A 24420-nucleotide genomic window follows, 5' to 3' on the forward strand; every position below is an offset into this window, starting at 1 on the left:
GACGATATGAAAGGTCGAGACCATCCATGCTGATCTGCCGGCCCGAGCAGTCCCCGCTAAAGATTCTTGATGAAAAGCTGACGGCCGATCCCGGTCGTGTGGTGCTGCGGCCGTTCCACCTTGCCTGGCAGTCGAACGTCTCGGAGCCCCCGCGCGCGGCGCAGCTGGTAAGCGACATTCTCGGTCTCGACGACGATCAGGCCGAGCTCGAACTCGGATTGATCTGGAAGGATTTCTCGGAGCGCCACTGGCAGATCGGGGAGATTTTCGACGAGCGCTATCGCGAAATCTCGGAAGACCTCGATCTCGACGATCAGGCGGTGTCGCCCGTCAAACGCCGCCTTATCGGCGCCTATTTCTGCCACGAATATAGCTATGCCGCCGCGGCGCTCATGAACCCGAGCATCGTCCCGCATCCCGATCAAAGCGGTCTTAGCGGCGAGCAGCTCCGCTTTATCATGTCGATGCGCGCGGTTGGCGAAGGGCATATTTCTTCGGTCGCCTTCCGTGAGGGGATCATCGGTCCGGGGGCCGGTTTCCAGCTTTGGCCGCAGTCGGGACCAGCGATGGCGGCCGTCGCCGACGACCGTCACCAGATGGGCCCCGACGAGGCGGTCAGCGTCCATCGCCACGCGGGCAGCGCGATCTCGAACAGCGTGTTGTTCCCCGTTACCGAGGCACAGCGCAACGGTCTCGAGGACCTGCGCCTGGTCCGCTTCGTCGAGGACGATGGCGAGATCGAATATCTCGGCACCTACACCGCCTATTCGGGTCGCGCGATCCGGTCGGAGCTGCTCAGGACGCGGGATTTCAGCAGCTTCTGTCTCGAGCCGCTCCGGGGGCACGCGGCGCGGCACAAGGGGATGGCTCTTTTCCCGCGCCGTATCGATGGCCGTTACCGGATGGTCGCGCGCCAGGACGGGAAGAATATCACGATCCTGACGTCGGACAGCCTCGATGAGTGGAACGACGAGGGGCAGATCCTTATCCGGCCCGAATTTCCCTGGGAATTTGTCCAGATGGGCAACTGCGGCAGCCCGATCGAATGCGACGAAGGCTGGATTTTGCTCACCCATGGCGTCGGCGCGATGCGCAAGTACAGCCTCGGCGCGGCGCTCCTCGACCGCGAAGATCCGTCGCGGGTCATCGCGCGGACGCGCTGCCCGATCTTGTCCGCTGCCGAGAGCGACCGCGAAGGCTATGTGCCGAACGTCGTGTACACCTGCGGCGCCACCCGGGTCGGCGGGCAGCTGTTCATCCCTTACGGCATTTCGGATAGCGCCATCGGCTTTGCCACCACCACGATCGAGGCAATGCTCTCCGCGATGGACTGAGCGGGCAGGGCAGAATGCCAGGCGTCACAGCAACACCCGCGCGTTGGCGCGGTCTTCGGGGTCATCCGCGCCCGCCTTCTGCAGGCTGCGATGCACCGCCGCGCCGTGACGAAAGCTCCCTTGCGCCGGCGAAGCCTCAGAATATCCCGAGAAATTTCTTGCGCTGCTTCTTCTGGCCGTCGGCCGACTGCTTGCCATCCTCGGACTTCGCGGTGGTGCCCTTGCCGACATCGTCGCGCGGCTTGCCCTTGCTGGTACGCTGGGCCGCCGCGGTGGCGCCCGCGAGCACCGGACCGCACTGCGCCGCCTTCGCATCGCCGGGATCGATGAACGGAATGATCAGGCCCACGGGGCTCGCAAATATGCCGAGGCCGAGCGCCGTGCCGGCGCGGCCCGCGAGTTCGTCGCTGACGGGATCGATCTTCGGCGCCGCGAAATAGCCGCCGACGCCGACCGGCGACTGCCCCGAAAAGAGGCTGAAGGTCTTGCCTTCGGCGCGCACCGCCATGTCGATCGCCTCGCTGCGGAAGGAGAAGCCGCCGCGGCCGAGCATCACATTCTTCTTCGTGTCGATGAGGATCGGGTCGGCAGCGGCGATCCCGCCGCGCACGGTGAAGGCGATCACGCCGCAGTTGATTTCGACCGGCTTCTTGAGCTTGTCCTGGAACATCTTCTGTACGAACGTCCCGAGATCGAGTTCGGCGAGCTGGATGTTGCGTGTCCAGAAGGTGCCTTGCGGCAGGACGAATGCGATCCGGCCGTTCGACGTCGCGAGCGATTCGCGCACGCTGTCGCCGAAGCCCACCATCCGGATGCGGCCGCTGACCGTGCCCGTCGTCCCCGACTGCTCGGTCCCGAAGCGCGCGAGCAACGTGCCGAGCCGCGTCGGCGACAGGCGGACGTCATATTCGGTGCGCACGACGGCAGGGCGCGCGTCGATCGCGATGTCGCTTTTGACCGTGCCCCCCGCGACGACGAAATTGAACGGCTTCAGCTCCATCAGCCCGTTCTTGAGCGCCAGCGTCAGGTCGACATTGCTGATCGGAAAGCTCTCGGCGCGCACCCTGGTGACGCGGTAGCGGACGTCGGCGTCGAAGCGCTTCAGCGCCGCGGCGCGAAGCTGCGCGTCGGGCAGAACCCGCGGCCGGCCGCCGACCGTCTCGATCGTGCCGCCGGTGCCCATCCGGTCGAGCCGCTGCGGATCATAGCCGACGAACGGGCCGGCATCGATGATGTTAAGCGAACGGGTGGCGAGGTCGGCCTTGAGATAGAGGCGCCCCTTGGGCTGGCTGACCGCGAGCGAGCCGGCAAGATCGCTGTCGCCGAACATCCCCTTCATCCCGGTGAGTTTCCAGACCTCGTTTTCATAGGTCAGCGCGGAGGTGAGGCGGTAGGCGCGCGTGTCGGGGATCGCGACGCCGAGGAAGTCGAACATGCGCGACAGATTTCCGCCGCGCGCCTGCAGTTTGAGATCGGCGCCTTCGAGCTCGGTCGGCCCGGGCAACGTCCCCGACACATTGAGCGTGTTGCCGAGACCGACCGCATGGAGGGTCAGCGCGTTCTTGCCGCCGGCAATCGTCTCGTTCGGCGATTGGAGGCCCCCCGACACGGTGAAAGGCTGCGCGCGCATCGTCCCGCGTCCGGAAAAGCCGATATCGTCGCTGATGCGCGTGCCCGCCGCGCGAACCGTGTCGACGTCGATGTCCGCGAACAGCTGCAGTCGCGGGTCGCGATAGGTGAGGCCGCTCTGGGTGATCGCGGCGCGGCGGATCCGCGGCAGTTCGAGCGGCTCGGGCGGACGGTTCGGGTCGCCGAAGGTCCAGCTGTTGCGCTTGTTCCCGGCATCCCATTCGAGCGCGAGCCGCGCGCCGTCGAGATCGGCGAACCGCAGGATGCGCTTGCCGAAGATCAGCGGCAGGGTGGCAACCCGCGTGTCGACTTTCTTGGCCGTGAAGAACTGCTTGTCGCGCGCCCACGCCGGGTTCGCGATGCGGATGTCCTCGGCATAAAATTTGACGTTGAGCGGCGCGAAATAGAGCTGGAAGTCGCCGCCGACATTGACCTGGCGCTCGAGCTGCGCCGTCGCGAACTGCTCGAACGGGCCCTTGAGAAAGCGGCCTTTGGTGATGAAGAGGATAAGCCAGATAGCGAAGAGGATAAGCAGGATGAGCGCGACCGTCCTGATCGCGATCCGCAGCGGGCGCGGGCGCCGTTCGAGCGAGGCAGGTGTCCAGGCGGTCCGTGCCCAGTGGCGCGGTCGAGCGGTCCAGCGGAGGGCTGGCGCGCGGGCCGCCGAGGCTTCCTGACCGGAGCGCTTTTCCATGCGGCATCAATCCGCCGCGCGGAGCATCGTTCCGTTCACGGGTTGAGCTGGCGGGCGGATACCGCGCCTTCAGTGCGGTATCGCCAAGGTGGCAGGTGTGCGCCTCAATTGGGGCGCTCAATCTCGAATTTGCATTGCTCGAAAGCGGCCGCTCAGTTTGTGCATCCGCAATCGCGCCAAAGGTTGAACCAATGCTTCGGGCGACAGGAATGGCCCTTCCGTCGCGACCAAGCTGCGCACCAATCTGGCTGTCTGGCCATGCTGCTGCGAACATGCACGAGTAAGAGAGCAGATTGCGGCCTGCGGGGGGCGCACCGCAGAGCCGCTATTTCGACCTCGATCAGCGAGGCCTGGTTCTAGAACTTGCGCGATACTGTTACGCCGTAAGTGACTGGCATGCCGACCACTCGGGCGATGGAATCGGTGTTACGCGCGATACTGGTCACGTAGAATTTGTTGGTAACATTGCGACCAAATAACTGTAGGCGCCATGGCCCGCTTTCGACCCCGGCGCGCAGATCGAGAAGGGTGTAACCCGTAACCAGAAAAAGTGGGTGGTTACCAAATGCCACCTGCGCCCCGCTTCTGTAAGAGATAGTTCCGCCGATGAAGGCATCGATGCTTCCTGATACCGGAAAGTCATATTGCCCATCCACCGAATATTGCCATTTCGGCGCCCCCGGGAAGGCTTCGCCCTTGAAATTCACGGCGTTTTGCAGCGGATCATTGCCGATGAAATCGGATTTGACCTTGGAGTCGATATAGGTCCCGCCAACGGTCAGATTGAGCCCGCTTAAAGGACGGATATCGAGCTGTAGCTCTGCTCCCTTGATTTCACCTTTGGGAATGCTGATAAGTCCCGGCAGGTTCCCAAGAAACGTATTAATATATCCAAGTATTTGCTTATCGGTGTAATCATAATAGAAGGCCGCACCGGATGCTCTCAGCTTGTTTCCGAAAAATCCCTTTTTAAATCCGACTTCATAGGCAAGAATGGACTCCTGCTTAATCGGCGCAAACTGCGAAGGAATGAGCCCGGGTACCGTCGGATAAATTCCGGCCTTATATCCCTTCGTCACGTTGAAGTAATAGTTGGCATCTGACGACGGTTGGTAGCTCAGGCCGATTCGCCACGGAACGTTATTTTCCGAAAGCGTGCTCGTCACGATCGAGACCCCCTGAAATGTGGCGGGGTCCAGCGTGACGCACGCACCAGCGGCGATTGGTGCCGAGGCGAGTTGATTGATCGCTGCCGCGATCTGCCCGCCGGAATCGCGCAGACACCCTGCAAATTTCCTCTTCGAATGCGTGTAGCGGATCGAACCCTGCAGGGTCAGTTGGTCGGTCAGATCATAATCGACCCCGGCAAACACGGCATAGGCATCGATGTCGGACTTGTTCTCATTGATGAAGGTGTCGTAATTAATAGCGCCAACGACGGCATTGGTTGCCTCGAAGTCCCCGAACTGGCTGTCCTTCGTCTTGTCCGACTCATAATTGGCGCCGATGGTCCATTTAAGATTGCCGTCGAAAGCCGTTCCGGCCAGCCGCAGTTCCTGCGAGAAGGAGTCGATCCGGCCGAAGATCGTCAACCGAAAATCCTTTACCGCCAAACCATCAGTGTCGATGGGGGATTCCTGCCGGTATTTGGAATAGGCCGTGATGGACGTCAGAGTGGTTTCAGGCGCAACCGTCCAGTCAACGCGCAGCGAGCCTTGGATCATATAGTCATCCCGGCGAAACGAGAAGTCGGGGTCCCAGTCGGCCAGCCGGTTATTGTCCGGCGCGGGGCTCTGCGCGTTGAGATAGGGCACAAGGGTCTGGCGACCGGCGGGTAGCGCCAGCGCGACGCCGACGAATTGCGAGGCCGGCGTATCGCTCTTGTCCGCCCAGCCATTGATATTGGCGGAAACGGTGAGCGAGCTGGTCGGAGCCCAGTCCAGAAGCAAGCGGGCTGTCGTGAAATTCCGGCTGCCAAGCGTGTCGTTTCGCGTTCCGCTTCGCTGCCAGTCGTCACGCTGTTCCGTTCGAACCGCGATCCGGCCATTGAGCCCTTCGGTGATCGGGCCGCTCAGGACGAGTTCGCCATTTAGTTCATTGAACCGGCCGTATGTCAGGCTTGCCTTGCCCTCGAAGATATCTGTAGGCTTGGCGGCGATATAGTTGATCGCGCCGCCGGTCGAATTTTGTCCGAACAGCGTGCCCTGCGGCCCTTTCAGAACCTCGACCCGCTCAAGGTCGAGGGTCGTGCCCCGCGTCATTTCGGAGAAGGGCAGGGGGACCTGGTCGACATAGACCGCGACGGTGGGCGACGCGGCGATGGCTTTGTCGCGCAACCCCACTCCACGCAGCGTCAGGATCGGAGAGCCATACTCGCTCGGCTGAAATGCAAATCCCGGTACGATCTTCGTGAGATCGGCTACGCCCGTGATGCCTACTTGCTGAAGCTTGTCGCCGCCGACAGCGGTGATCGACATCGGGACGCTGGTCAGCGTTTCCGACCGTTTCTGGGCAGTTACGACGATGTCCTGCGTGCCATCATTGTCTTCCTGTAAAGGAGGCGCTGCTGTTGCTTCCTGAGCGTGTGCGCCTGTTGCACTCGCGAGCGAAATAGTTAGGGCCAGGGGCGCGTGGGCCCAACGGTTCTTGATCATTTTCTCTCCCTCTTCCCACGCATTGATGCGCTCTGTCTGTTCGCTGACTGCAGCCGCGTTGCGCCAGCAATTGCCCGTCGCAAGCGAACTGCCCGGTTCTTTCCCGGTCTCGTCCTTTCGGTACCCCTTGCACGTCAAACTGGACTATCCGCAGACCGCATAATCACTATGGTGCTGGCGCAATGTCCTTCGCCTGGAGGAAAGAGGTGAGGCATCGATCGTCCAACGCCGAACAGCTTTTTCTTCCCGGTGTTCCCTCACCCCGCGAGGTAAGGGTCCGAGGCACCCTTACCGGAACCGAGGCCATTATCTGGCCGCAAGGACTGAGGAGGACGTCGGTGTTCTGACCTTTCCTCGCGGCGGTCCCATCTCATCGGCAAGACTGTCGCGCGTCCGGCGTCATTTCTCCGGGTTGTTGGGGAATCGGCGCAAGCCGCCCGGGAGCGAGTCCTGGATTTTCTGGGGCACCCCGGCGGGATCAAGGATCAGACCGTCATAGCGTATGCGATTATGGGCATGGGACAGGTGATGGAGGGCGAAGGCCCGGTCAACACCGTCCACAAAACCGGCACTGTCCATGCAGCCGTTCACCGCCTCTTTTGCCAGCTTTAGCGCGAACATCGGCTTCGACGCAATTTTGCGCGCGAGCCCCAGCGTTTCTTCCTGGAGAACCTCGCGTGGGACGACCCTGTTGACCATGCCCCAATCAAGCGCATCCTGTGCCGACCAGCGGTCGGCCGTGAAAAGCTTTTCCTTGGCGCGCCTTGGCCCGATTTCCGCGACATGGGCGAAAAACTCCACGCCGCTGACGCCGATGTCGATGGTCATGTCCTGAAAAAATGCGTCTTCTGCCGCGACGATCAAATCGCAGGACCATGCGAGCATGAGCCCGCCCGCGATACAGGCGCCCTGGACCTGCGCTATTGTCGGTTTGGCCAGCGCCCGCCAGCGCTTGCACATGTCGAGATACATCTCGTGTTCCCAGCCATACCAGCGCTCGATCGAGCCGATGCCGGTTTCCCCCCAGGTCGAGAGCAGCGGCCGATCCTTGCCGACGATATCGACATCGGACTGGCCGAGATCATGTCCCGAGGAAAAATGCTTTCCCACGCCGCCGAGGATGATCACCTTGACCGCGGGATCATGGGTGGCCCGAAGCATATGGTCATTGAGCGCATATAGCGTAGCCGCATTCTGGGCATTGGCGTCAGCAGGGGAGTTTATCAGGACACGGCCAATGCCTCCATCCAGAACCTCATAAATGACTTTGTCTGCGCTCATTGGTTCTCTTTCTCGAATGGAATTCATGTGACGCGACGGGCCTTTGCCCGTGCTGTGCTCGAAGGCATGCTGCCGCCGATATGGTTGCGGAAACGAGTGCGGACCGTCGTTCGATAATGGGCGATAGCGCATCGCGACATCCCCGTTTCTGGCACTGGCCTTGGCCTGATTCTGATCCATGGCGCACTTTCGAGTGACGTCGCCTTTCGCTGCTGTGCGGCGATCTCCTATATTGCCGACCACGGCAGTCCGCCTATCGTCAGACCGGGCAAACGCTTTCGCGCAAGCGCACATCGGGACAAAGGAAGGGGCCGTCCCGGCCGCGCATTGACTGCTCATCGACAGCAGCGTTACAACTGACCCAATTATACAGAATATCGAGAGGATGCTGGGAGAGGTAATGGCAGTCAGCATGGTACGTCGCTTCGACACGACGGAGCTGCCGCCCTCGGGCCGCTCGCGGGCGTGGAGCCGGAATGTTCAGGACCTGCATTTCAACATGTCGGTGCACATCCCTGACCAGACCTTCTTTGACGGCGCGCTCGATTGTTATGCCGTCGATTCCTTTCAACTGGTCAGCTTCAGGGAGCCTCCCGCCTCTTTCCATCGCGGGAGCGACCATATCCGCAGCGATGGATGCGACGATGTGGAAATTATCGCACCGATAGAAGGCGAATGCATTATCGAACAATTCGGCCGCACGGCGGTTACGCCGGTCGGCAGTTTCGTGATGTTCGACGCGACGGCGCCAATGAGAATCTTTCACGCCGTGCCGATGTCGGCGCTGCTGCTGAAAGCCAAGCGCGGCATTTTCGAGCAGCGGGTGAGTGATATCGAGCGGTCTTGCGCTCATGTGATCCGATGCGACGTAGGCATCGCAAGGCTCGCGGGAGACTTTCTGCGATCGCTTGTGACCGAGGTCGGATATCTGGCCGAGCATGAATTTCAGAGTTCGTGCAGCCAGTTCGTCGATCTCGTCGCGCTCTCGCTGCAACGCGAATCGGGAACGGCGGATTTGACCGCCCTGTCGCGCGATCGGACGCTCAAGCGGATCAAGGCCTATATCCGCAGATGTTCCGGGAACCATGATTTGACCACCAGCCATGTAGCCAGCGCCCTTGGCCTTTCGGAACGATATGTTCAGGCGCTTTTTAAACAGGACAGCACGACGCCGCGCCAATATCTGAGGGAGCAGCGGTTGTTCGCGGCGCATGAGCAGCTCTGCAATCCGCTCTACCGCAACAAGAGCATCACACAAATCGCCTTCGAGTCGGGCTTTTCGAGCAGTTCCCATTTTTCGGAAGCGTTCCGCGCGCATTATGGATATTCGCCCTCCACGCTGCGGTCGCAAAAGGACGCTGGTCACACCTATTCATGAAAGCGGCACGGTCACCGTCACAAGTCTACCCGGCAGCGGCATCGCCGAATGACTTGCCTGCAGCAAGGCGCGCGGCGGCCTTGGGGAACAAGTTGAGCGCATTCCGCCCGATCGCTTGAATTTGGTCGGCCGAGAGCCCCCGGAATGCGAGCAGGGCCTCGATATTCTCCGCGATTGATTGATCGTCCACGCATGGCACGCCATAATCCGAGCCATAGACGATCTTGTCCACTGTCGTCATTTCCAGAGCTGCCCCCAATGTCGTCGGCATCGTCGCGGCAGTGTCCAGAAAGAGTTTGCCCAACACCTCCGATATTTCTTCGCGCGTGATATTCTGCGGGTTGGGAACCCACGACATCGCTCCCATTTGAAGGAGCCTGCCGGAGATGGCGGGAAGCGCCCCGCCGCAGTGGGCGATGATGAACCGGATGTTTGGATGCCGGCGGAACACACCCGCATACAGCATGTCGACGATGACGTAGGCGGTTTGAAACGCGACTTCCATCAGCGCGCCGGGGCGGTCCCATGCGCTTGTCGTTGCATTTGGGTGGAAGAAGACCACGGCCTTGCGATGCTCCAGCTCGGCCCATACCGGTTCAAGCTGCGGGTCGCTGAGATACACGCCGTTGTACAGCGCCTGCATCGCGAAGCCGTCGGCATTGAGGTCGCTTTCGGACCGAGCAATCTCTTCCAGGCAAACAGCCGGATCGTCGCTGGGCAAGCCAACGAGCAATCCGAAGCGATCGGGGTGCTGGCGGACGATCTCAGCTCCAAAGTCGTTGGACCTGCGTAACTTTTGAACCGTATTCGGAACAAAGCTCAGCATCTGCATCTGGGTGCCGAGCCGATCCATATGATCGAGCGTCTTTTCGACCGTCCACTCGTTGAAATGATCGATGCACCAGCAGTTCTTGCGCAGATGATCCACCATCTCGCGCTGTTCTTCTGCGGACATCGGCGGAAAATAATGGCTGTGGACGTCAATCCAGTTCTGTACCGGCACGGCTTGAATCCTCCGACTGTCGAATATGAAAAGGCTGGGGTCATGGGCCATCTGGCGCCAGGGCAAGCCCGCGGGTGATGCAGCGATCGACATTCAGATGAGATGGGACGCAGCCTTGTGTCAACATCGGCGTCCGCATTACCGGACGGGCATCCGGCCGCGATTTTCCCCCCACCACAGCGTATCGAAAGGCGCTCGTCGCGACCACGGCTCATCTCTGACAAGATGATCATTTCTATCAAAAAGGTCCGGTTTTCAGACATTTTGTGCCCGGACTGCGAGCCGGGTCCGCGCGACGGCGCGTGCCACCGCGATGCTTTCGCGCGAGGTGCATCTTCGCTGCTTTCGCTTCTGCGCTGTGCGTTGTGGCGAAAGCCTTCCTGCGTTCCGACGAAAGCAGGGCAAAAGCATTGGTTCCAAATTCGCCGCACTTGGAGGGCGTCACAGAGCGTCCAACTTGCTGAGAGGAACTCAAGTGCAACCAATTTCGCCGCACGGAACGGTCAAGGTCGCCGTAACGATCGATGATCTCTTCTTGTGGGACGGAACACCGATCCCCGCTGACCGGTCGGCCGCGCGCACGGCGCGCGAAATGACGGATGCGTTCGCGGGTCACGCCATAAAGGGCGTCTACAGCTTTTCCAGTACGGCGCCCGCGGATGGGGATCCCACGCTTTACAAGGTGTTCGATCATTGGGTCGAGACCGGGCACCATGTGGCCAATCATACCCATTTGCATGCCAGTCTGAACTGGGTTGATGCCCCGACCTATATCGCTGATATCGAGCGTACCGAGAAGCTCATCGGCAGATGGACGGCCCATGCCCCGACCAAATATTTTCGATATTGCATGGATATGTGGGGCAATGCGCGGGAGAAGCGCGACGGGGTCGAAGCCTTTCTGAAAAGCGAAGGTTTCACGTCCAGTCCGCTTAGCGCCTGGTTTTATGATCACGCCTGGATCGTCCCCTATTGGCGCGCGCACAAACTTGGCGACCGGGAAGCGCTGGCCTACCTGCGAAAGACATTCGTCGATACGGCGGTCGATCAATTGCGCCGACACGTCGCGCTTAACTGGGCGATGTTCGGCCGCAATCCGCCGCTCATCTGGCTTGCCCATGGCTCGCCGATCGCGGGTGAGTGCATGCGCGAAATCCTCGACAAATTTGCCGAGGGCGGCGTCGAATTCATCCCGCTTGAAGAAGCGATGGCCGATCCATTTTACAGCGTGCAGCCCATCGTCACGGAACGATTCCGCAACCAGACGCAGAAATGGGCAGACGCAAAGTCCGTCAGCCTGGCCGGTATTCCGCCGCAGATCCTGAACGAACTGGACAATATTGCCTATATCGAGGGACACAGCACCGGCGAAGTGTTCCATGACATTTTGCTTCGCCTCTGTAACTCCATGGGTGGTAACTTTTCCTGGCCGGGTTGGGATTGACCATGGCCCCCAGCCAGAAAGCAATGCTGGAGACGCGATGGAAGCCGCTCCGGGATCTGGACGATATTATTGAGATGGAAAGGATGCCCTTCAAGCAAAGGGTGTCCGCTTCCACGACCTATGACCTCATTCGCTCGTCAGCGGATCGCTTTGCCGATCGGCCGGCGCTGACAACCCTGCCGAAGGGAACGCCGTCTTCCGGCGGGCGCACGTTAAGCTATCGCGACCTCTTCGATACCGTGACGCGGACGGCAAATCTGTTTCACCGGCTCGGATTGCAGCGCGACGAATCCGTTTCGATCCTGCTGCCCAACATAGCGGAGTTCCAGTTCGCCATGTGGGGAGCTGAAGCCGCTGGCCGAGCTAACCCTATCAACCCGTTTTTGGATGTCGAAGCGATCGGTGCAATCGTCCGGGCGGCCCGCACCCGAATATTGATCACCCTGCCGCCAGGGCATGCGTCCGGGCTGTTTGAGCGCGCGAGGGAGGCGTGTCCGCCAGAGGTCGTCCTGATCGCGGTTTCAGACGAAGCGGTGGTCGGCGACGCGATCGATTTCTCGGCTGAGCTGGCCTTGTCCCGCGGCGATAGGCTTGACTTCGCCTTGCCCGCCACGGACAATGCCATTGCGGCGCTGTATCACACCGGCGGCACCACGGGGAAAGCGAAGCTGGTCACGCACTCGCATCGCAACGAAATTGCCAATGCATGGCAAAGCTGCTGCTGCTTCGCGCTGACCAGAGACGATGTCGTCTTCAACGCGGCGCCCCTGTTTCATGTGACGGGTTCGATCCTTCTCAGTCTCGCGCCTTTTTCGGCTGGCGCGCATGTCGTGATGGGTGGCCCTGACGGGTTTCGATCCGCCGACACAATCGCATCCTTCTGGAATATCGTTGCCGGATACAGAATCTCGGTCTTCTGCTCCGTGCCGACAGTCTATGCGACATTATTGAACAGTCCGGTCGGGCAGCATGACATTTCCTGTTTGCGCCTCGCGATCTGCGGTGCTGCGCCTTTGCCGTACTCTGTGGCGGAGCGCTTCTTCGAGAAGACGGGGACGATAATCATCGAGGGGTATGGGATGACCGAAACCTGCTCGACGTCGATCGTCAATCCGCGAGACGGAGAACGCAGAACTGGCGCCGCCGGTATTCGCGCCCCTTATCAGGACCTTCGCATTGCAGTCCTGGACGATGCGGGCGGGTTCGTTCGCGATGCAAAGGTGGACGAGGCGGGAGCTCTTCTGCTTCGCGGTCCCAATGTCACGCCGGGTTATTTGCCGGCATCGGCCAATGAAGGTGCAAGACCGCTGCCGGGTTGGCTCGATACCGGCGACACCGCGCGCATGGACGACCGAGGCTATATCTTCCTGACGGGGCGCAAGAAGGACCTGATCATCCGGGGCGGTCACAACATCGACCCTGCGATCGTCGAAGACGCTCTTGTCGGGCACCCCGCGGTTGCAGCCGTGGCCGCGGTGGGAAAGCCCGACGGATATGCGGGCGAACTGCCCGTCGCCTATGTCGTGCGAAAGCCTGGATATGGCGTTACGGCGGAAGACCTTGTGGCGTTCGCGCGCGACCGCGTCGCCGAGCGGCCCGCCGCCCCCAGCGACATATATTTTGTCGATGCGCTTCCGATGACAGCGGTGGGAAAAGTGTTCAAACCGACGCTTCGCCTCGACGCCGTGCGCCGAGCCTGCCTTTCGCTTCTCTCACCCGATCTCGGATATGCGCTCGAAGACATCATCGCTGTCAATGATTCCTCGCGCGGGACCGTGGTGGAGGTGACGATCGCGGGGCCTCCGGACGAGAAACTGGCAGATATCGTCCGAGGAATACTGAGCCCGCTTTCACTTCACTTCGACCTGAGGTGGGGCGGCGAAAACGTCGTTCGGTGATACCGCGCAGGGTGTAGCCGGTCCGCTGGTGAGAGCAAGCTGCACCATAATTTCAGGTCTTTGAGTCGAACGATATGGCGCCCGCCAAACCTGAATAGCATCGATGGGAGTTGGATGATGGACCGCAGCAATGACGTGACAGAAGGATTGGCATTTGCCCCTGTCTCAGCGTCGGATGGTTTGTCGGGAAACTGGGATACAGGCCTGAATGCATGCTTCGAATGTTGCGATCGTCACGCCGCAGTCGATGCCGACAGGCCCGCAATTTATTTTGAAGACGAGGGCCGGTCGAGCGTCACGACCTTTGGCAAGCTTCGGGCGAGGTCGACCGCCTTTGCGGGCCTGTTGACCCGGCTGGGCGTTCAGCCCGGCGACTGTGTCGCGGCCCTCGTTCCGCGCAGCCCGGAACTGGTCGTGGCAGCTTTGGGGGCGTGGCGGATAGGCGCCATTTTCATGCCTTTGTTCACGGCCTTCGGCGAAGCGGCGATCGGCCACCGGCTCGAACAGGCCAATGTCGCCGTGTTGATCGTCGATGAAGCCTATCTCCCGAGGGTCGATGGGGTCGACAATCCCCCGCCTTCCATCTTGATCTCCAACGTTGGCTGTACTCATGGTACGACAGAATCGTGGGACCAACTGATCGCTGCGGCAGCGCTTTCCGAACCGAGCGAGATGGACGCCGACGCACCCTTTCTTCGTATGTTCACCTCCGGCACGACCGGCAAACCGAAATCTTTGGATGTACCGCTCCGCGCGCTGGTCGCCTTCACGGTTTACATGCGCGAAGGGATCGATCTGCAACAAGCAGATCGATTCTGGAATCTTGCCGACCCAGGCTGGGCCTATGGCCTATATTATGCGCTGATCGGTCCCTTGCTGCTCGGCTTTCCAACTGTCTTCAGCAAGCAAGCCTTTGATCCGCATCTCGCGATAGAGACTATACGACGGCTGGAAATCACCAGCCTGGCGGGGTCCCCCACGGCATTCAGGCTGCTGATGAAGGCTGGCCCGGACGCCGTTTGGCCGATCAGAGATCAGCTGAGGGTCGTCTCGAGCGCGGGAGAGCCGCTGACCCCGGAGGTCAGCAGCTGGTTCCGCGAACATCTGGGTGTGGATGTCCGTGACCATTATGGACAGACGGAGCTTGGTATCGTGCTCGCCAGCCACGAGATGTCGGAAGACTTGGCTTCGCAACCAAAGGGCAGCACGCCCATCTCCGGCTTTCGTCTCGCCGTCCTCGATGAAGCGGGAGGCGAACTGGGGCCTGGAGCAGCAGGCGAGTTGGCGGTTCACCGCACTGCATCTCCGCTATTCTGGTTCGTGGGATATAGGGAACAGGTCGCCCTTTCGGAACCCTATTATCGAACAGGCGATCTGGTCCAGTGGAACAGCGAAGGCCGCATCCTTTTCATCGGCCGCACCGATGATGTCATCACCTCATCAGGCTATCGTATCGGGCCGTTCGACGTCGAGAGCGCGCTGGCGGAGCATGCTAAGGTTCTTGAGGTCGGGGTGATTGGAATACCCGACGCGCAGCGGACTGAAATCGTAAAGGCCTTTGTGGTCCTGATGCCCGATGTCGACGCTACGAACGATCTGACCGAGGAACTAAAACAGTATGTACGCAAAAGGCTATCGGCTCACGCATATCCCCGCGAGATCGAGTTCATTGATCGTTTGCCAAGGACACCGAGTGGTAAGCTTCAAAGACATCTATTGAAAGGGAAAGCCTTCCCCTGACGGCCCGTTCATAGTCCGCCCCTATCTCTTCTGCACGGAATAATCGCCTCCGCGAGGCCCTAATTATGCGCGCGATTTTTGATGCGCTGCTTCGCATGTATGGGTTTTGAGGACAATACCGACATCAGGAGAATCCCGCGGCATATCGACGAGCAAAATGAACGGCAGGATTGATCGGTCACATCTGAGGGCCGCCAGCCGAGGCGGCTTACCACCTCCACCAAGCCGCTGGGAACGTCGCGACCGGTGCTCGAAACCTGCCATTCGCCTATCTCAGAACGGGGTTGCAGCAACGCGGCCCGAAGACGACTGATGAGCTGTGACAGTGCGCAAACACGCAGTCACCTCGGGACTACGCGGCTTCGCGCCCTGATCGCAGCGTATCGAGTTCAATGCCGGGCCGTTCCGTCGGGCCCTCTCAATTCTCAAGCATCCGCCCTTGCGCCTAAACCGTCAATGCATCGCGGCGTGGCAGGTCGGCACCGATCATGCGATGCTCCGACGGACTGACGTCATAGGCGGACGGGAGCTATGCACCGATGACAGCGTCGAAATCTTCGTTCAGCAGGGCTGGTTTCGTAAATGCAACGCCCGGGCTGCACTCGGAAGACTCTCACATATCATGTGCTGATAATGGTGAAATTATCTCATCAATAACCGCAAGTTCTTTAGACTTATCCCCATTGAGATTTTTGTTATCACTTTATCCAAGTCTCCCTCGGAGGGAGAAAAGTAATATCGGGGGCGATGAAAATGAAATACTTAGGTAATTATTGCTCGATTATCGCTATTTCTTGGCTGAGTCTGAATTCGGTCAGTGCTCGTGAGATTTCACGCGAAAACGATGCACGCTCCACCGAGTCAGGCAGTCAGCCGGCCTTCGATGATACGGCAGATGCTCCGGCCTCGGGAAACGATATCGTCGTGACCGCCAACAAGCGGCAGTCGACCACCGTTCTCAAAGCGCCTAGCGCCATTCAGGCTATCTCCGGCACGGATTTGCTCGACCAGGGCGCCGTGAGCTTTGAGGATGTTGCGGGACAGGTGCCTGGTCTGGCCGTTCAGAACCTCGGCCCCGGCGATCGCAAATATGTTATTCGGGGGGTCAGTTCCACTGGTGCTTCGACCACCGGCGTTTATTATGACGAGGCCGTAATAAGCGGTTCCAATGCGAATGACGGCGGCGGTCTTCAGTCCGATATCCGGCTATATGATCTGGAACGTATCGAGGTGCTGAGAGGGCCGCAGGGGACGCTTTACGGCGCCGGTTCGATGAGCGGAACGATCCGCTTCATCACCAACAAGCCCAATCTCGACAATTTTAGCGGCTATGTGAAGGGCGAGATATCGACGACCCGCAAGGGCGGCGAGAACTACAATATCAACGGGGCGCTCAACCTGCCGATCGTCGAGAACAAGATAGCGCTGCGCCTCGTCGGTTGGGGCGTCGATGACAGCGGCTTTGTCGACCAGGTTCGCGTCGGCACCGGGTCGCCCGATCCTCTTGGGCGTGTGTCCAACGTCAACAATGACAAAGTCCTTGGCGGCAGGGCCATCCTGCGCGTCAAGCCGGTCGACGATCTGACGATCGACCTTTCCTACACCCGCCAGCGCCAGGAATCACAAGGCTCGTCGCGATACACTCCTGCCGGGATCACGGCGTACTCAGTTCCGGGGACCCCGACTACCCAAGGTTGCGATCTGTGCAACACCGATGTCAATCTCGCTCCCCGCAAAGACAATCTTGAGATTTTTAGTGCCACGGCCAATTATCAGACGTCGTTCGGGACATTCACGGCCACCACCAACCAGTTCAACCGTAAATTCCTGTACAGTATCGACACAACCGCGATCCTGTTTCAGCTCGGCATTCCCTATCCTTCGCTGACCTATGAATATGTAGATCGGAAATTGAACTCCAGCGAACTGCGCTTCGCTTCTGATTTCGACTTTCCAGTCAATTTCGTGGTCGGCGGTTTCCGCCAAGGCGAAACCTCGAACCTTGAGGTCAATGTCCTTTCCACGAATAGCATCGGCAAACCACGGGGCGGATTCAGCACCCTGAATTCAATGGATGCTTTGCTGTTCCCCGACACCGGGAGCACATTTTATGGCCGTACGGATCGCCGCAAGAGCGTTCAATATGCCGCATTTGGCGAGGTGGCATGGGATGTGGCGTCTGGCCTCGAACTGACTGCCGGCATACGCTATTTCCACGAGACACTTAACGGCGTCCAGCAAACATTGCATCCATTTGGTGGCTTTCCGGACGGGGAGACCAGCGAGCCGCCGGTGGTCAACGAGGAGCAATCGAACAGCAAGCTAACGTACAAGTTCAACGCGGGCTATACGGTCAACACGGACTTGCTGATCTATGCGACAGTGTCGTCGGGTTTTCGCTCGGGCGGCTTGAATCCTCCCAGCCCCTTTGCGCCTATCCCACCGTCGTTCAAGTCGGACAATCTGTGGAACTATGAATTTGGTATCAAAGGGAAATTGTTCGGCGGCGGTCTCGAGTACCAAGCCGATGCTTTCTATATCGACTGGAAGGGTATCCAGGTCCAGCAGGCAACCCCGGAAGCGCTGCCTTACCTGGGCAATGCCGGCAACGCGCGCATCAAGGGCTTTGAATTCGAACTCGTCGCCAGGCCGACCGATTCTCTGACCGTCAATTTCGCCGGCTCGATTCAGGATGCCTATCTGAAGGAGGGCGCGACGCCGGATCAGCTGGCGATCAATCCGACACTTGGTGTTTCCGGAGACAAATTGCCTGACGTCGCACCGTTCCAATTTGCGGTTGGGCTGAATTATACGACCCCATTGTCGTCGACCAGCGACTGGTCCGCGACTTTGGCGGCCGACGTCAATTATCAAGGCAAGCGTAATGCCTATTTCCAGAACAGCCCGTTCAATATCGAGCTGAAGTCCTACACGCTGGTTGATCTTCGCGCATCGATCTCGAACGATCTGTGGACGGTGTCGGTCTTTGCCCGAAACCTGACCGATAAACGCGCCCAGCTCTCGGCAATCAACTCGGCCCAGGATCCATATGCGCTTATAACGGCTCGCCCGCGCACTTTTGGGCTCTCGGTCTTGCGGAATTTCTGAAGTGCATGAAGGTAGTGGCCATTACCCGGTGAGGCCCTGACGGCCGAATGATTGCCGATGCATGGTTAGGTTCAAGCGATATGCGGGCGATGATCCAAGATATCTGCGGAGGTCGAGTATGAAAGCAAGTGGCACCAGTCTGATGTGCAAGGCGCTCATCGCCATCTCGCTGACCTTCATGTGCCAGCCCGCTTCAGCGCAAGAATTTATGCAGCAATATTGTGTTCCGAGCGAGGCAGCCGACCCGCAGCCGCTGCATATCAATGGATCCAAGCCTTTCATCTACAAAACGGTTGATGGATCTGATTTACGTCTCCACGTCTTCAGTTCCGCGGCGCGCGGTCCGGATAAGAAGGCGCCAGCGGTCGTCTTCTATTTCGGAGGCGGCTGGATCATCGGCGATATCCGGCGCTTTCAGACGCAGGCCACGCATCTGGCGCTGCGCGGCATAGTGACTGTCCTTGTCGATTACCGGGTCAAGTGCCGGCATCATTCGTCGATGATGGATTCCGTCGCGGATGCGAAGTCGGCGATGCGCTGGGTGCATGAACATGCCGGCGATTTCGGTATCGATACGAACAGGATCGCGGCGTTGGGCAGTTCCGCGGGAGCTCACTTGGCGTTGGCGACGGCGCTCTACCCCGATGCGGAGGCCCCGGCGCGCAAAGGGGAAGCAGATGTCCGGCCCAATGCGCTCATCCTCTATAATCCTGCCCTCGACACGTCATCGCCTGAGGCAGTGCAGACTATCGCACGTTTTGTCGGCAAGGAGGATGCGGAGCGAGGTCGCGCGTTTTCCCCGATCGGACATCTCGGCAAAGATCTGCCTCCGACGATAATCTTCCAGGGCACAGCCGACACAGCGACGCCGCCCGAGAAAGCAGAAGCCTTTTGCAAGCAAGCGACGGAGAAAGGTTCGCGCTGCGAGTTGGTGCTGTATCCCGGTGCACCGCACGGCTTCACCGAGATATGGATGGGCCTCGACGATCCATCGCTCGGTGCCAAGACGGAGTATTGGGCAGAGGACACCAGCAGACGTACCGATATTTTTCTCGCGACACTGGGATGGCTGCCGCGAGACGGGAGTTCGTCAGCTAGCGGCAGCGAGGCTTGCGAATGCGAAGCACGGCCGGACGAGTAATAGCGGTTGGGCAGCGATCGCCAATTATCTCGCGACCGGTGAAATCCGTTGATGATGTCACGCGGCGTTTGATCTTTCCGATCGGTGCTTCTCGCTATCATGTTGTTTTAGCTTCCATGATTCTCGCCGCTTCCAAAATCTGACGCGGCAGTTCCCGGCGCCGGGCGTCGTCCGCGCGAACGGCAATGGATGCCAGTGCCTCTCGAAGAGCAAATGCGCGTGACGTCGGGCGGTCAGCGTTGCCGGGATATTCGGTGGGAGACGATAGGTGAAGCTTCAGCAATTGCGTCAATTCGTGGCGGTTGCGGAAACGCTCAGTTTCCACCGCGCGTCCGAGCGTCTCAATATTGCTCAACCGCCGCTTTCGATGGCGATCAGGCGGCTGGAAAATGACCTTGGAACAAGATTGTTCGAACGAAATTCCCAGTCGGTGAGGCTGACAGAGGCGGGGAAGGCCGCCCTTGAACCGGCGCGAAAGGCAATTTTTCATGCCGACCAGGTTCGACAGGTTCTGGCGCAGGTGGAATCGGGAGAGATGGGTCGGCTACGCGTCGCATTCGTCCCTTCAGCGATGCTCACCTTCCTGCCGCGGACAATCGCGCGTTTGCGCGTGGAGCATCCATCCATCCAACTCGATTTGGTCGAGAACGACACGCAGGCCATCCTCAGCTTGCTGGACAACGGCCAGGCCGACATCGGAATAGTAAGGCATCCGGCTCCGCAGACTGCGTCGATTACGCTCGTTCCGATCCAGAATGATGGATATATCGCGGCCCTTCCCGAAGACCATCGTTTATCCGGATGTACCAGGATTCGGCTGGAGAATCTCGCGACCGACAGCTTTGTGTTCCCGTCGGAGAGCCGTAACCCGACGATGTTCTTCAGTGTCAAAGCGACATGTGCCCAAGCCGGATTCCTTCCTAACATTGTCCAGCACGGTGAGCAGGCCCACACAATCCTGGCGTTTGTTGAAAGCGGAATCGGCGTGGCGCTCGTACCCGCGATGTGGAAGGGGATCGCACCCCCCGGCGTCGTACTGCGTCCGCTCGTAAAGCAGACCGCTGCGAGCGGAACCGGCCTTTCCATCGCCTATCGCAACGATGCCATGACATTTGCGACGCGCCGGATACTCGACGTGGCGGTCGATGTGCAAAGGGCGCTGGAAGCACCGGCGCCATCAAGGCCGGCGATATCCCAATGATATCGGCAGCGGACCTAATGATATTAGACGCCGTGCAGAGCGGTTTCTACCCTCAGAGCCATGCTGGTGCGTGCCCGCCTGAACGGGCACCTGCGGCCATTTAAATCAACAAAATATAATTGAGAGAAGGATTCCCGGATGAGCTCCGCAATTGACGTAGATGGCAACAGCACTCTCGACGCCGAGCAATTCGATGTGCTCATTATCGGCGCAGGTTTTGCGGGCCTTTATCAGCTCGACAGCCTGCGCCGGCGCGGCTTCAAGGTTCAGTTGATCGAAGCGGGCGCGGATGTCGGCGGCGTCTGGTACTGGAACAGCTATCCTGGGGCGCGTCTTGATTCCGAAGGGGCGGTGTATCAATTCTCTCGCGAAGATCTTTGGAAGGATTGGGACTTCGGCGAGCGATTCCCCGGCCGCGATGAGGTCTACGCCTATTTCAAATATGTCGATAAGAAACTGGATCTGAGCCGCGACATCCGGTTCAACACGCGCGTCACGAAATGCGCGTTCGATAGCGTCACCAACACATGGGGCGTCGAAACCGATACCGGGTTCTCGCTTCGCGCGAACTTCATGGTGATGTGTACCGGTTTCGCATCAAAGCCCTATATACCCGAGCTGCAAGGTCTCGAAAGCTTCGCGGGCGAATGCCACCATACCGGCCTTTGGCCGAAGGACGGGATCGACTTCGAAGGTAAAAGCGTCGCCGTGATCGGTACGGGCGCGAGCGGCGTCCAAGTGATCCAGGAAATCAGTCCCATCGTCAAAGACCTGACTGTGTTTCAACGCACGCCGAACACGGCCTTCCCGATGGGGCAGCAACGGTTTGATGGCGCCGCCAAGCTGGACGTGAAGAAGCAACAGGCTGCAGGTCGTTTCCAAGCTGTGGCAGACTCCCACGGAGGCGTCGACGTCGTCCCTCTCGGCGATTCAGCGCTCGCCGTGTCGGAAAGTGAGCGCAATTCCGTGTTTGAACAGCGCTGGAACGAAGGGGGCTTCGGATTCTGGCTCGGAACGTTCGCTGACGTCATGCAGAACGCCGACGCGAATGCAATGGCCTATGCGTTCTGGCGAGACAAGGTTCGTGCCCGGGTCAAGGATCCGGCGATGCAGGACAAGCTGGCACCCATGAAGTCGATACATCCGATTGGGACGAAGAGACCCAGTCTGGAACAGCGCTACTACGAAGTTTACAACCAGCCCAACGTGAGGCTTGTTGACGTCCGAGCCGATCCGATCGTCGAGATTACGCCTACGGGTTTGCGGACGACGGAGGCCGCGTATGAGTTCGATATTCTGGTGCTCGCCACGGGTTATGACGGCGTCACCGGCGGGCTGACCAGCATAGATATTCGCGGCACCGACGATCAACTGCTTCGGGACAAATGGAAATCCGGCGCCAAAGCCTATCTGGGCTTTGGGATTCACGGCTTTCCCAACATGTTCGTGATTTACGGCCCCCAAAGCCCATCGTCTTTCTGCAATGGTCCGACCTGCGCCGAGATACAGGGCGCTTGGGTTGTGGATTGCCTCGAAGACATGCGGGCGCGCGGCTATGAGCGGATCGAAGCCACGGAGGAAGCGCAGGATAGCTGGGCTCAGCACGCGACTGACGTGGCGATGGAAACCTTGTTTGTGAACGCCGATTCCTGGTGGATGGGTGCGAATATTCCCGGGAAAGCCCGCCAGCTCCTCAGCTATGCCGGAGGCCAACCGGCCTATTTCGAAAAATGCAGGGAGGTGGCCGCCAACGGTTATGAAGGCTTCACGTTAAGCTGAAAGTCCGGAGGACAATACAGTCATATGATACCCGCCCGTCACGGGATGTGTTGCGCTGCGCTGGAAGCTCAGAAGTATATTCTTTCGGGAGCGCCGAGGGAAGCGATCCATTCGCTTGTACCTCGGACAGACTGCTGTCCGGCGGGTTCCCGCGTCAACTCATAATCGTCACGCCCAAGCGGCCTTCAGCGGCTGGCATTTGTCGCGATCCGATTGTCTGACCTCTCATCGCGTGTGCGGGCAGGCACGCCTAATGCTCGCCCGATGGGCGCTCGCCGTCGCCAACAGGCAGGTCGCCCAGATGTACGACGCCGCTGGCAACAAGCGTTTCTATCGTCTCGGCCGTGTAGCCGAGATCGTCCAGAATAGCCCTTGAGTGCTGCCCCAAAACAGGCGCGGGGAGGCGAACGCTCATCGGCGTTCTTTCGAAGCGGGCGGCTGGACGGACGAATTTCGTTATGCCTTCAGTTGGATGATCCATGGTTTCGAACATCCCAACCGCCTTCAAATGCGGGTGGTCGGGCAGGTCTTCAATGTTGTAGATTCGCGTTACGGGGATATCGAGTTCGGCACAGATCGAGAGCCACTCGTCCGTGCTTCGTGTCGGCGTGATCTCGTTCAGTCTGTCGTAAAGCATGCGGACTACCGAATTCACCTTGAAACGGTCTCCTATGTCGATTTCATGCAAAGCCGTCATGAGGTCCAGATAAGCGAACAGGTCGGCCCAATGCTTGGGGCTGTAAGGAAGCATGGCCACATACCCGTCGGCGGTTCGCGAAGGCCGCCGTCCGCCGCTCAGGATTCGCGCATATCCTGCGGCACCCACGGGCGGGTCAAACGCCATCCCCCCCATATGCTCGGTCAGAACGAATTCGACCAAAGTCTCATACATGGGAACTTCTACATATTGGCCTTCGCCGGTTCGCGCTTTGTGGACCAGCGCGGCCAGCACGGCGCCTGACACAGCAACGCCGGCCAGCTTGTCGGCGATCAGGCTGGGCGTATAGTCCGGTTGACCGCTCGCAGCGCCGACCAACCCCACGAGGCCGCAAGCCGCCTGCACGATGTCATCGAAAGCGGGCTTGTGACGATCGGGCCCTTCTTGGCCGAACCCCGTTGCGGCGCAGTAGATCACGTTCGGATTGACCGCTCTGATCGCGTCGTAGCCCAAGCCCAGACGCTCCATTGCCGGAACCCGCATATTGTGGATGACAACGTCGACTGACGCGGAAAGGTCCAATGCTATCTTGCGGCCTTCCTCCGTTTTCAGGTCGATCGCCAGCGAGCGTTTGTTCCTGTTTATTGCGAGAAAGATTGAGCTCATGCCCGGATTGCGAGCGGCCCCGTTCGCGCGCATCATGTCGCCGGCCGTGGCTTCGATCTTGATGATGTCGGCTCCGTGATCACCGAGAATCTGCGTGGCAACGGGGCCTAGCACCACCGACGTGAGATCTAGCACGCGGATCCCGCTCAGGGGGCCGGTCGCTTTTGGCAATGCGGCGTCGCTATCCGGCGACACGGCTCCAGGGCTCATCGACATCACAATTTATCCCCTGAACTGTTGGTAGCGACAAACGCGCTTGATGAAGACGGCGCCCGAGTTGAAAGGGCGGGGTAGCGCGGCGCGGCCAGCAAAATGGACTTGAACATGATCAGGCACCCGTTGTTTGGTCCTGCGCTGCGCGGAGACGCAACAAGCGCAGTGGCTGATACGTCAGGACGGGCCGGTCATTTTGATTCAGCACGATATTTCGGGTGCGAACCAGCCCTCGGTCGCCCTTGGACGTCAGTCTTACCTCGATGACTTCGCACGCCACATGAATGGTATCGCCCACGCCGGTCGATGCGTGCACCTCCATGTCGGTGTGGAGGAAAGCGAGCCCGGCGCGCGCGAGCGTGGGAACGATCAGTCCCTCGGCAAACGCCATAACCAAAAGCGCGGGGACCGGACGCCCCTGGATCGCATGGGATGTGCGGTCGTGCAGATTGGTGAACAGTTCTTCGGTGAACCAGGTCAAATTGATGTAGGTCGCGAGATCCGCCTCGAGCAAGGTGCGCCCGGGGCTGTGCCACCGCATGCCCAATGCGAGATCGTCGAAGAACAGGCCGGAGCCGATCAAGCCCAGATCATTCACG

The 24420-nt window shown here is 59.6% G+C and carries 15 protein-coding genes; 9 read left to right on the plus strand and 6 right to left on the minus strand.

The window, feature by feature from the left end; genetic code table 11:
- The first annotated feature begins 26 nt into the window (after nt 1–26).
- Nucleotides 27–1334: a glycoside hydrolase family 130 protein gene (locus tag FHR22_RS04885; protein ID WP_166939511.1), complete on the plus strand. Its 1308-nt coding sequence runs from the start codon at nt 27–29 to the stop codon at nt 1332–1334.
- A gap of 136 nt (nt 1335–1470) precedes the next feature.
- Here FHR22_RS04885 and FHR22_RS04890 read toward each other — a convergent pair whose 3' ends face one another.
- From FHR22_RS04890 to FHR22_RS04900, 3 genes are all read right to left on the minus strand, one after another.
- Nucleotides 1471–3657: an AsmA family protein gene (locus FHR22_RS04890; protein WP_166939513.1), complete on the minus strand. Its 2187-nt coding sequence runs from the start codon at nt 3655–3657 to the stop codon at nt 1471–1473.
- Between the two features lie 356 nt (nt 3658–4013).
- Nucleotides 4014–6311, minus strand: coding sequence for a TonB-dependent receptor (locus tag FHR22_RS04895; RefSeq protein ID WP_166939515.1), 2298 nt, complete (start codon nt 6309–6311; stop codon nt 4014–4016).
- 399 nt (nt 6312–6710) lie between these two features.
- The gene (locus FHR22_RS04900) at nt 6711–7592 is read right to left on the minus strand and encodes an enoyl-CoA hydratase (protein ID WP_166939517.1); all 882 of its coding nucleotides are present in this window, start codon (nt 7590–7592) and stop codon (nt 6711–6713) included.
- A gap of 400 nt (nt 7593–7992) precedes the next feature.
- Here FHR22_RS04900 and FHR22_RS04905 point away from each other — a divergent pair, with 400 nt between their 5' ends.
- A complete protein-coding gene (locus FHR22_RS04905) occupies nt 7993–8970 on the plus strand; it encodes a helix-turn-helix domain-containing protein (protein WP_166939519.1) in 978 nt (325 codons plus the stop codon).
- A gap of 25 nt (nt 8971–8995) precedes the next feature.
- Here FHR22_RS04905 and FHR22_RS04910 read toward each other — a convergent pair whose 3' ends face one another.
- On the minus strand, nt 8996–9973 hold the full coding sequence (locus FHR22_RS04910; RefSeq protein ID WP_208417482.1) for an amidohydrolase family protein: 978 nt from the start codon (nt 9971–9973) through the stop codon (nt 8996–8998).
- Nucleotides 9974–10448: 475 nt separating this feature from the next.
- Between FHR22_RS04910 and FHR22_RS04915 the strand changes: the two genes are divergently transcribed.
- From FHR22_RS04915 to FHR22_RS04945, 7 genes are all read left to right on the plus strand, one after another.
- A complete protein-coding gene (locus FHR22_RS04915) occupies nt 10449–11417 on the plus strand; it encodes a polysaccharide deacetylase family protein (protein ID WP_166939523.1) in 969 nt (322 codons plus the stop codon).
- 2 nt (nt 11418–11419) lie between these two features.
- Complete coding sequence (locus FHR22_RS04920; protein ID WP_166939525.1) at nt 11420–13315, plus strand: acyl-CoA synthetase; 1896 nt, start codon at nt 11420–11422, stop codon at nt 13313–13315.
- Nucleotides 13316–13432: 117 nt separating this feature from the next.
- On the plus strand, nt 13433–15055 hold the full coding sequence (locus FHR22_RS04925; protein ID WP_208417483.1) for an AMP-binding protein: 1623 nt from the start codon (nt 13433–13435) through the stop codon (nt 15053–15055).
- 747 nt (nt 15056–15802) lie between these two features.
- Nucleotides 15803–18163 (plus strand): TonB-dependent receptor, encoded by a 2361-nt coding sequence (locus FHR22_RS04930; RefSeq protein ID WP_166939528.1) that lies wholly within the window; start codon nt 15803–15805, stop codon nt 18161–18163.
- A gap of 118 nt (nt 18164–18281) precedes the next feature.
- Entirely contained in the window at nt 18282–19304 is a 1023-nt protein-coding gene (locus FHR22_RS04935; RefSeq protein WP_166939530.1) for an alpha/beta hydrolase, read from the plus strand.
- Nucleotides 19305–19572: 268 nt separating this feature from the next.
- Nucleotides 19573–20505 (plus strand): LysR substrate-binding domain-containing protein, encoded by a 933-nt coding sequence (locus FHR22_RS04940; RefSeq protein ID WP_166939533.1) that lies wholly within the window; start codon nt 19573–19575, stop codon nt 20503–20505.
- A gap of 138 nt (nt 20506–20643) precedes the next feature.
- Nucleotides 20644–22284 (plus strand): flavin-containing monooxygenase, encoded by a 1641-nt coding sequence (locus FHR22_RS04945; protein WP_166939535.1) that lies wholly within the window; start codon nt 20644–20646, stop codon nt 22282–22284.
- A gap of 250 nt (nt 22285–22534) precedes the next feature.
- On the opposite strand, the gene FHR22_RS04950 is transcribed toward FHR22_RS04945, so the two are convergent.
- A complete protein-coding gene (locus tag FHR22_RS04950) occupies nt 22535–23824 on the minus strand; it encodes a CaiB/BaiF CoA transferase family protein (RefSeq protein WP_208417484.1) in 1290 nt (429 codons plus the stop codon).
- A 112-nt stretch (nt 23825–23936) separates the two neighbouring features.
- Nucleotides 23937–24419 (minus strand): hotdog family protein, encoded by a 483-nt coding sequence (locus FHR22_RS04955; RefSeq protein ID WP_208417485.1) that lies wholly within the window; start codon nt 24417–24419, stop codon nt 23937–23939.
- Nucleotide 24420 lies beyond the last annotated feature (1 nt).

The sequence above is a fragment of the Sphingopyxis panaciterrae genome (genome assembly GCF_011762125.1).
Classification (GTDB): Bacteria; Pseudomonadota; Alphaproteobacteria; order Sphingomonadales; family Sphingomonadaceae; genus Sphingopyxis; species Sphingopyxis panaciterrae.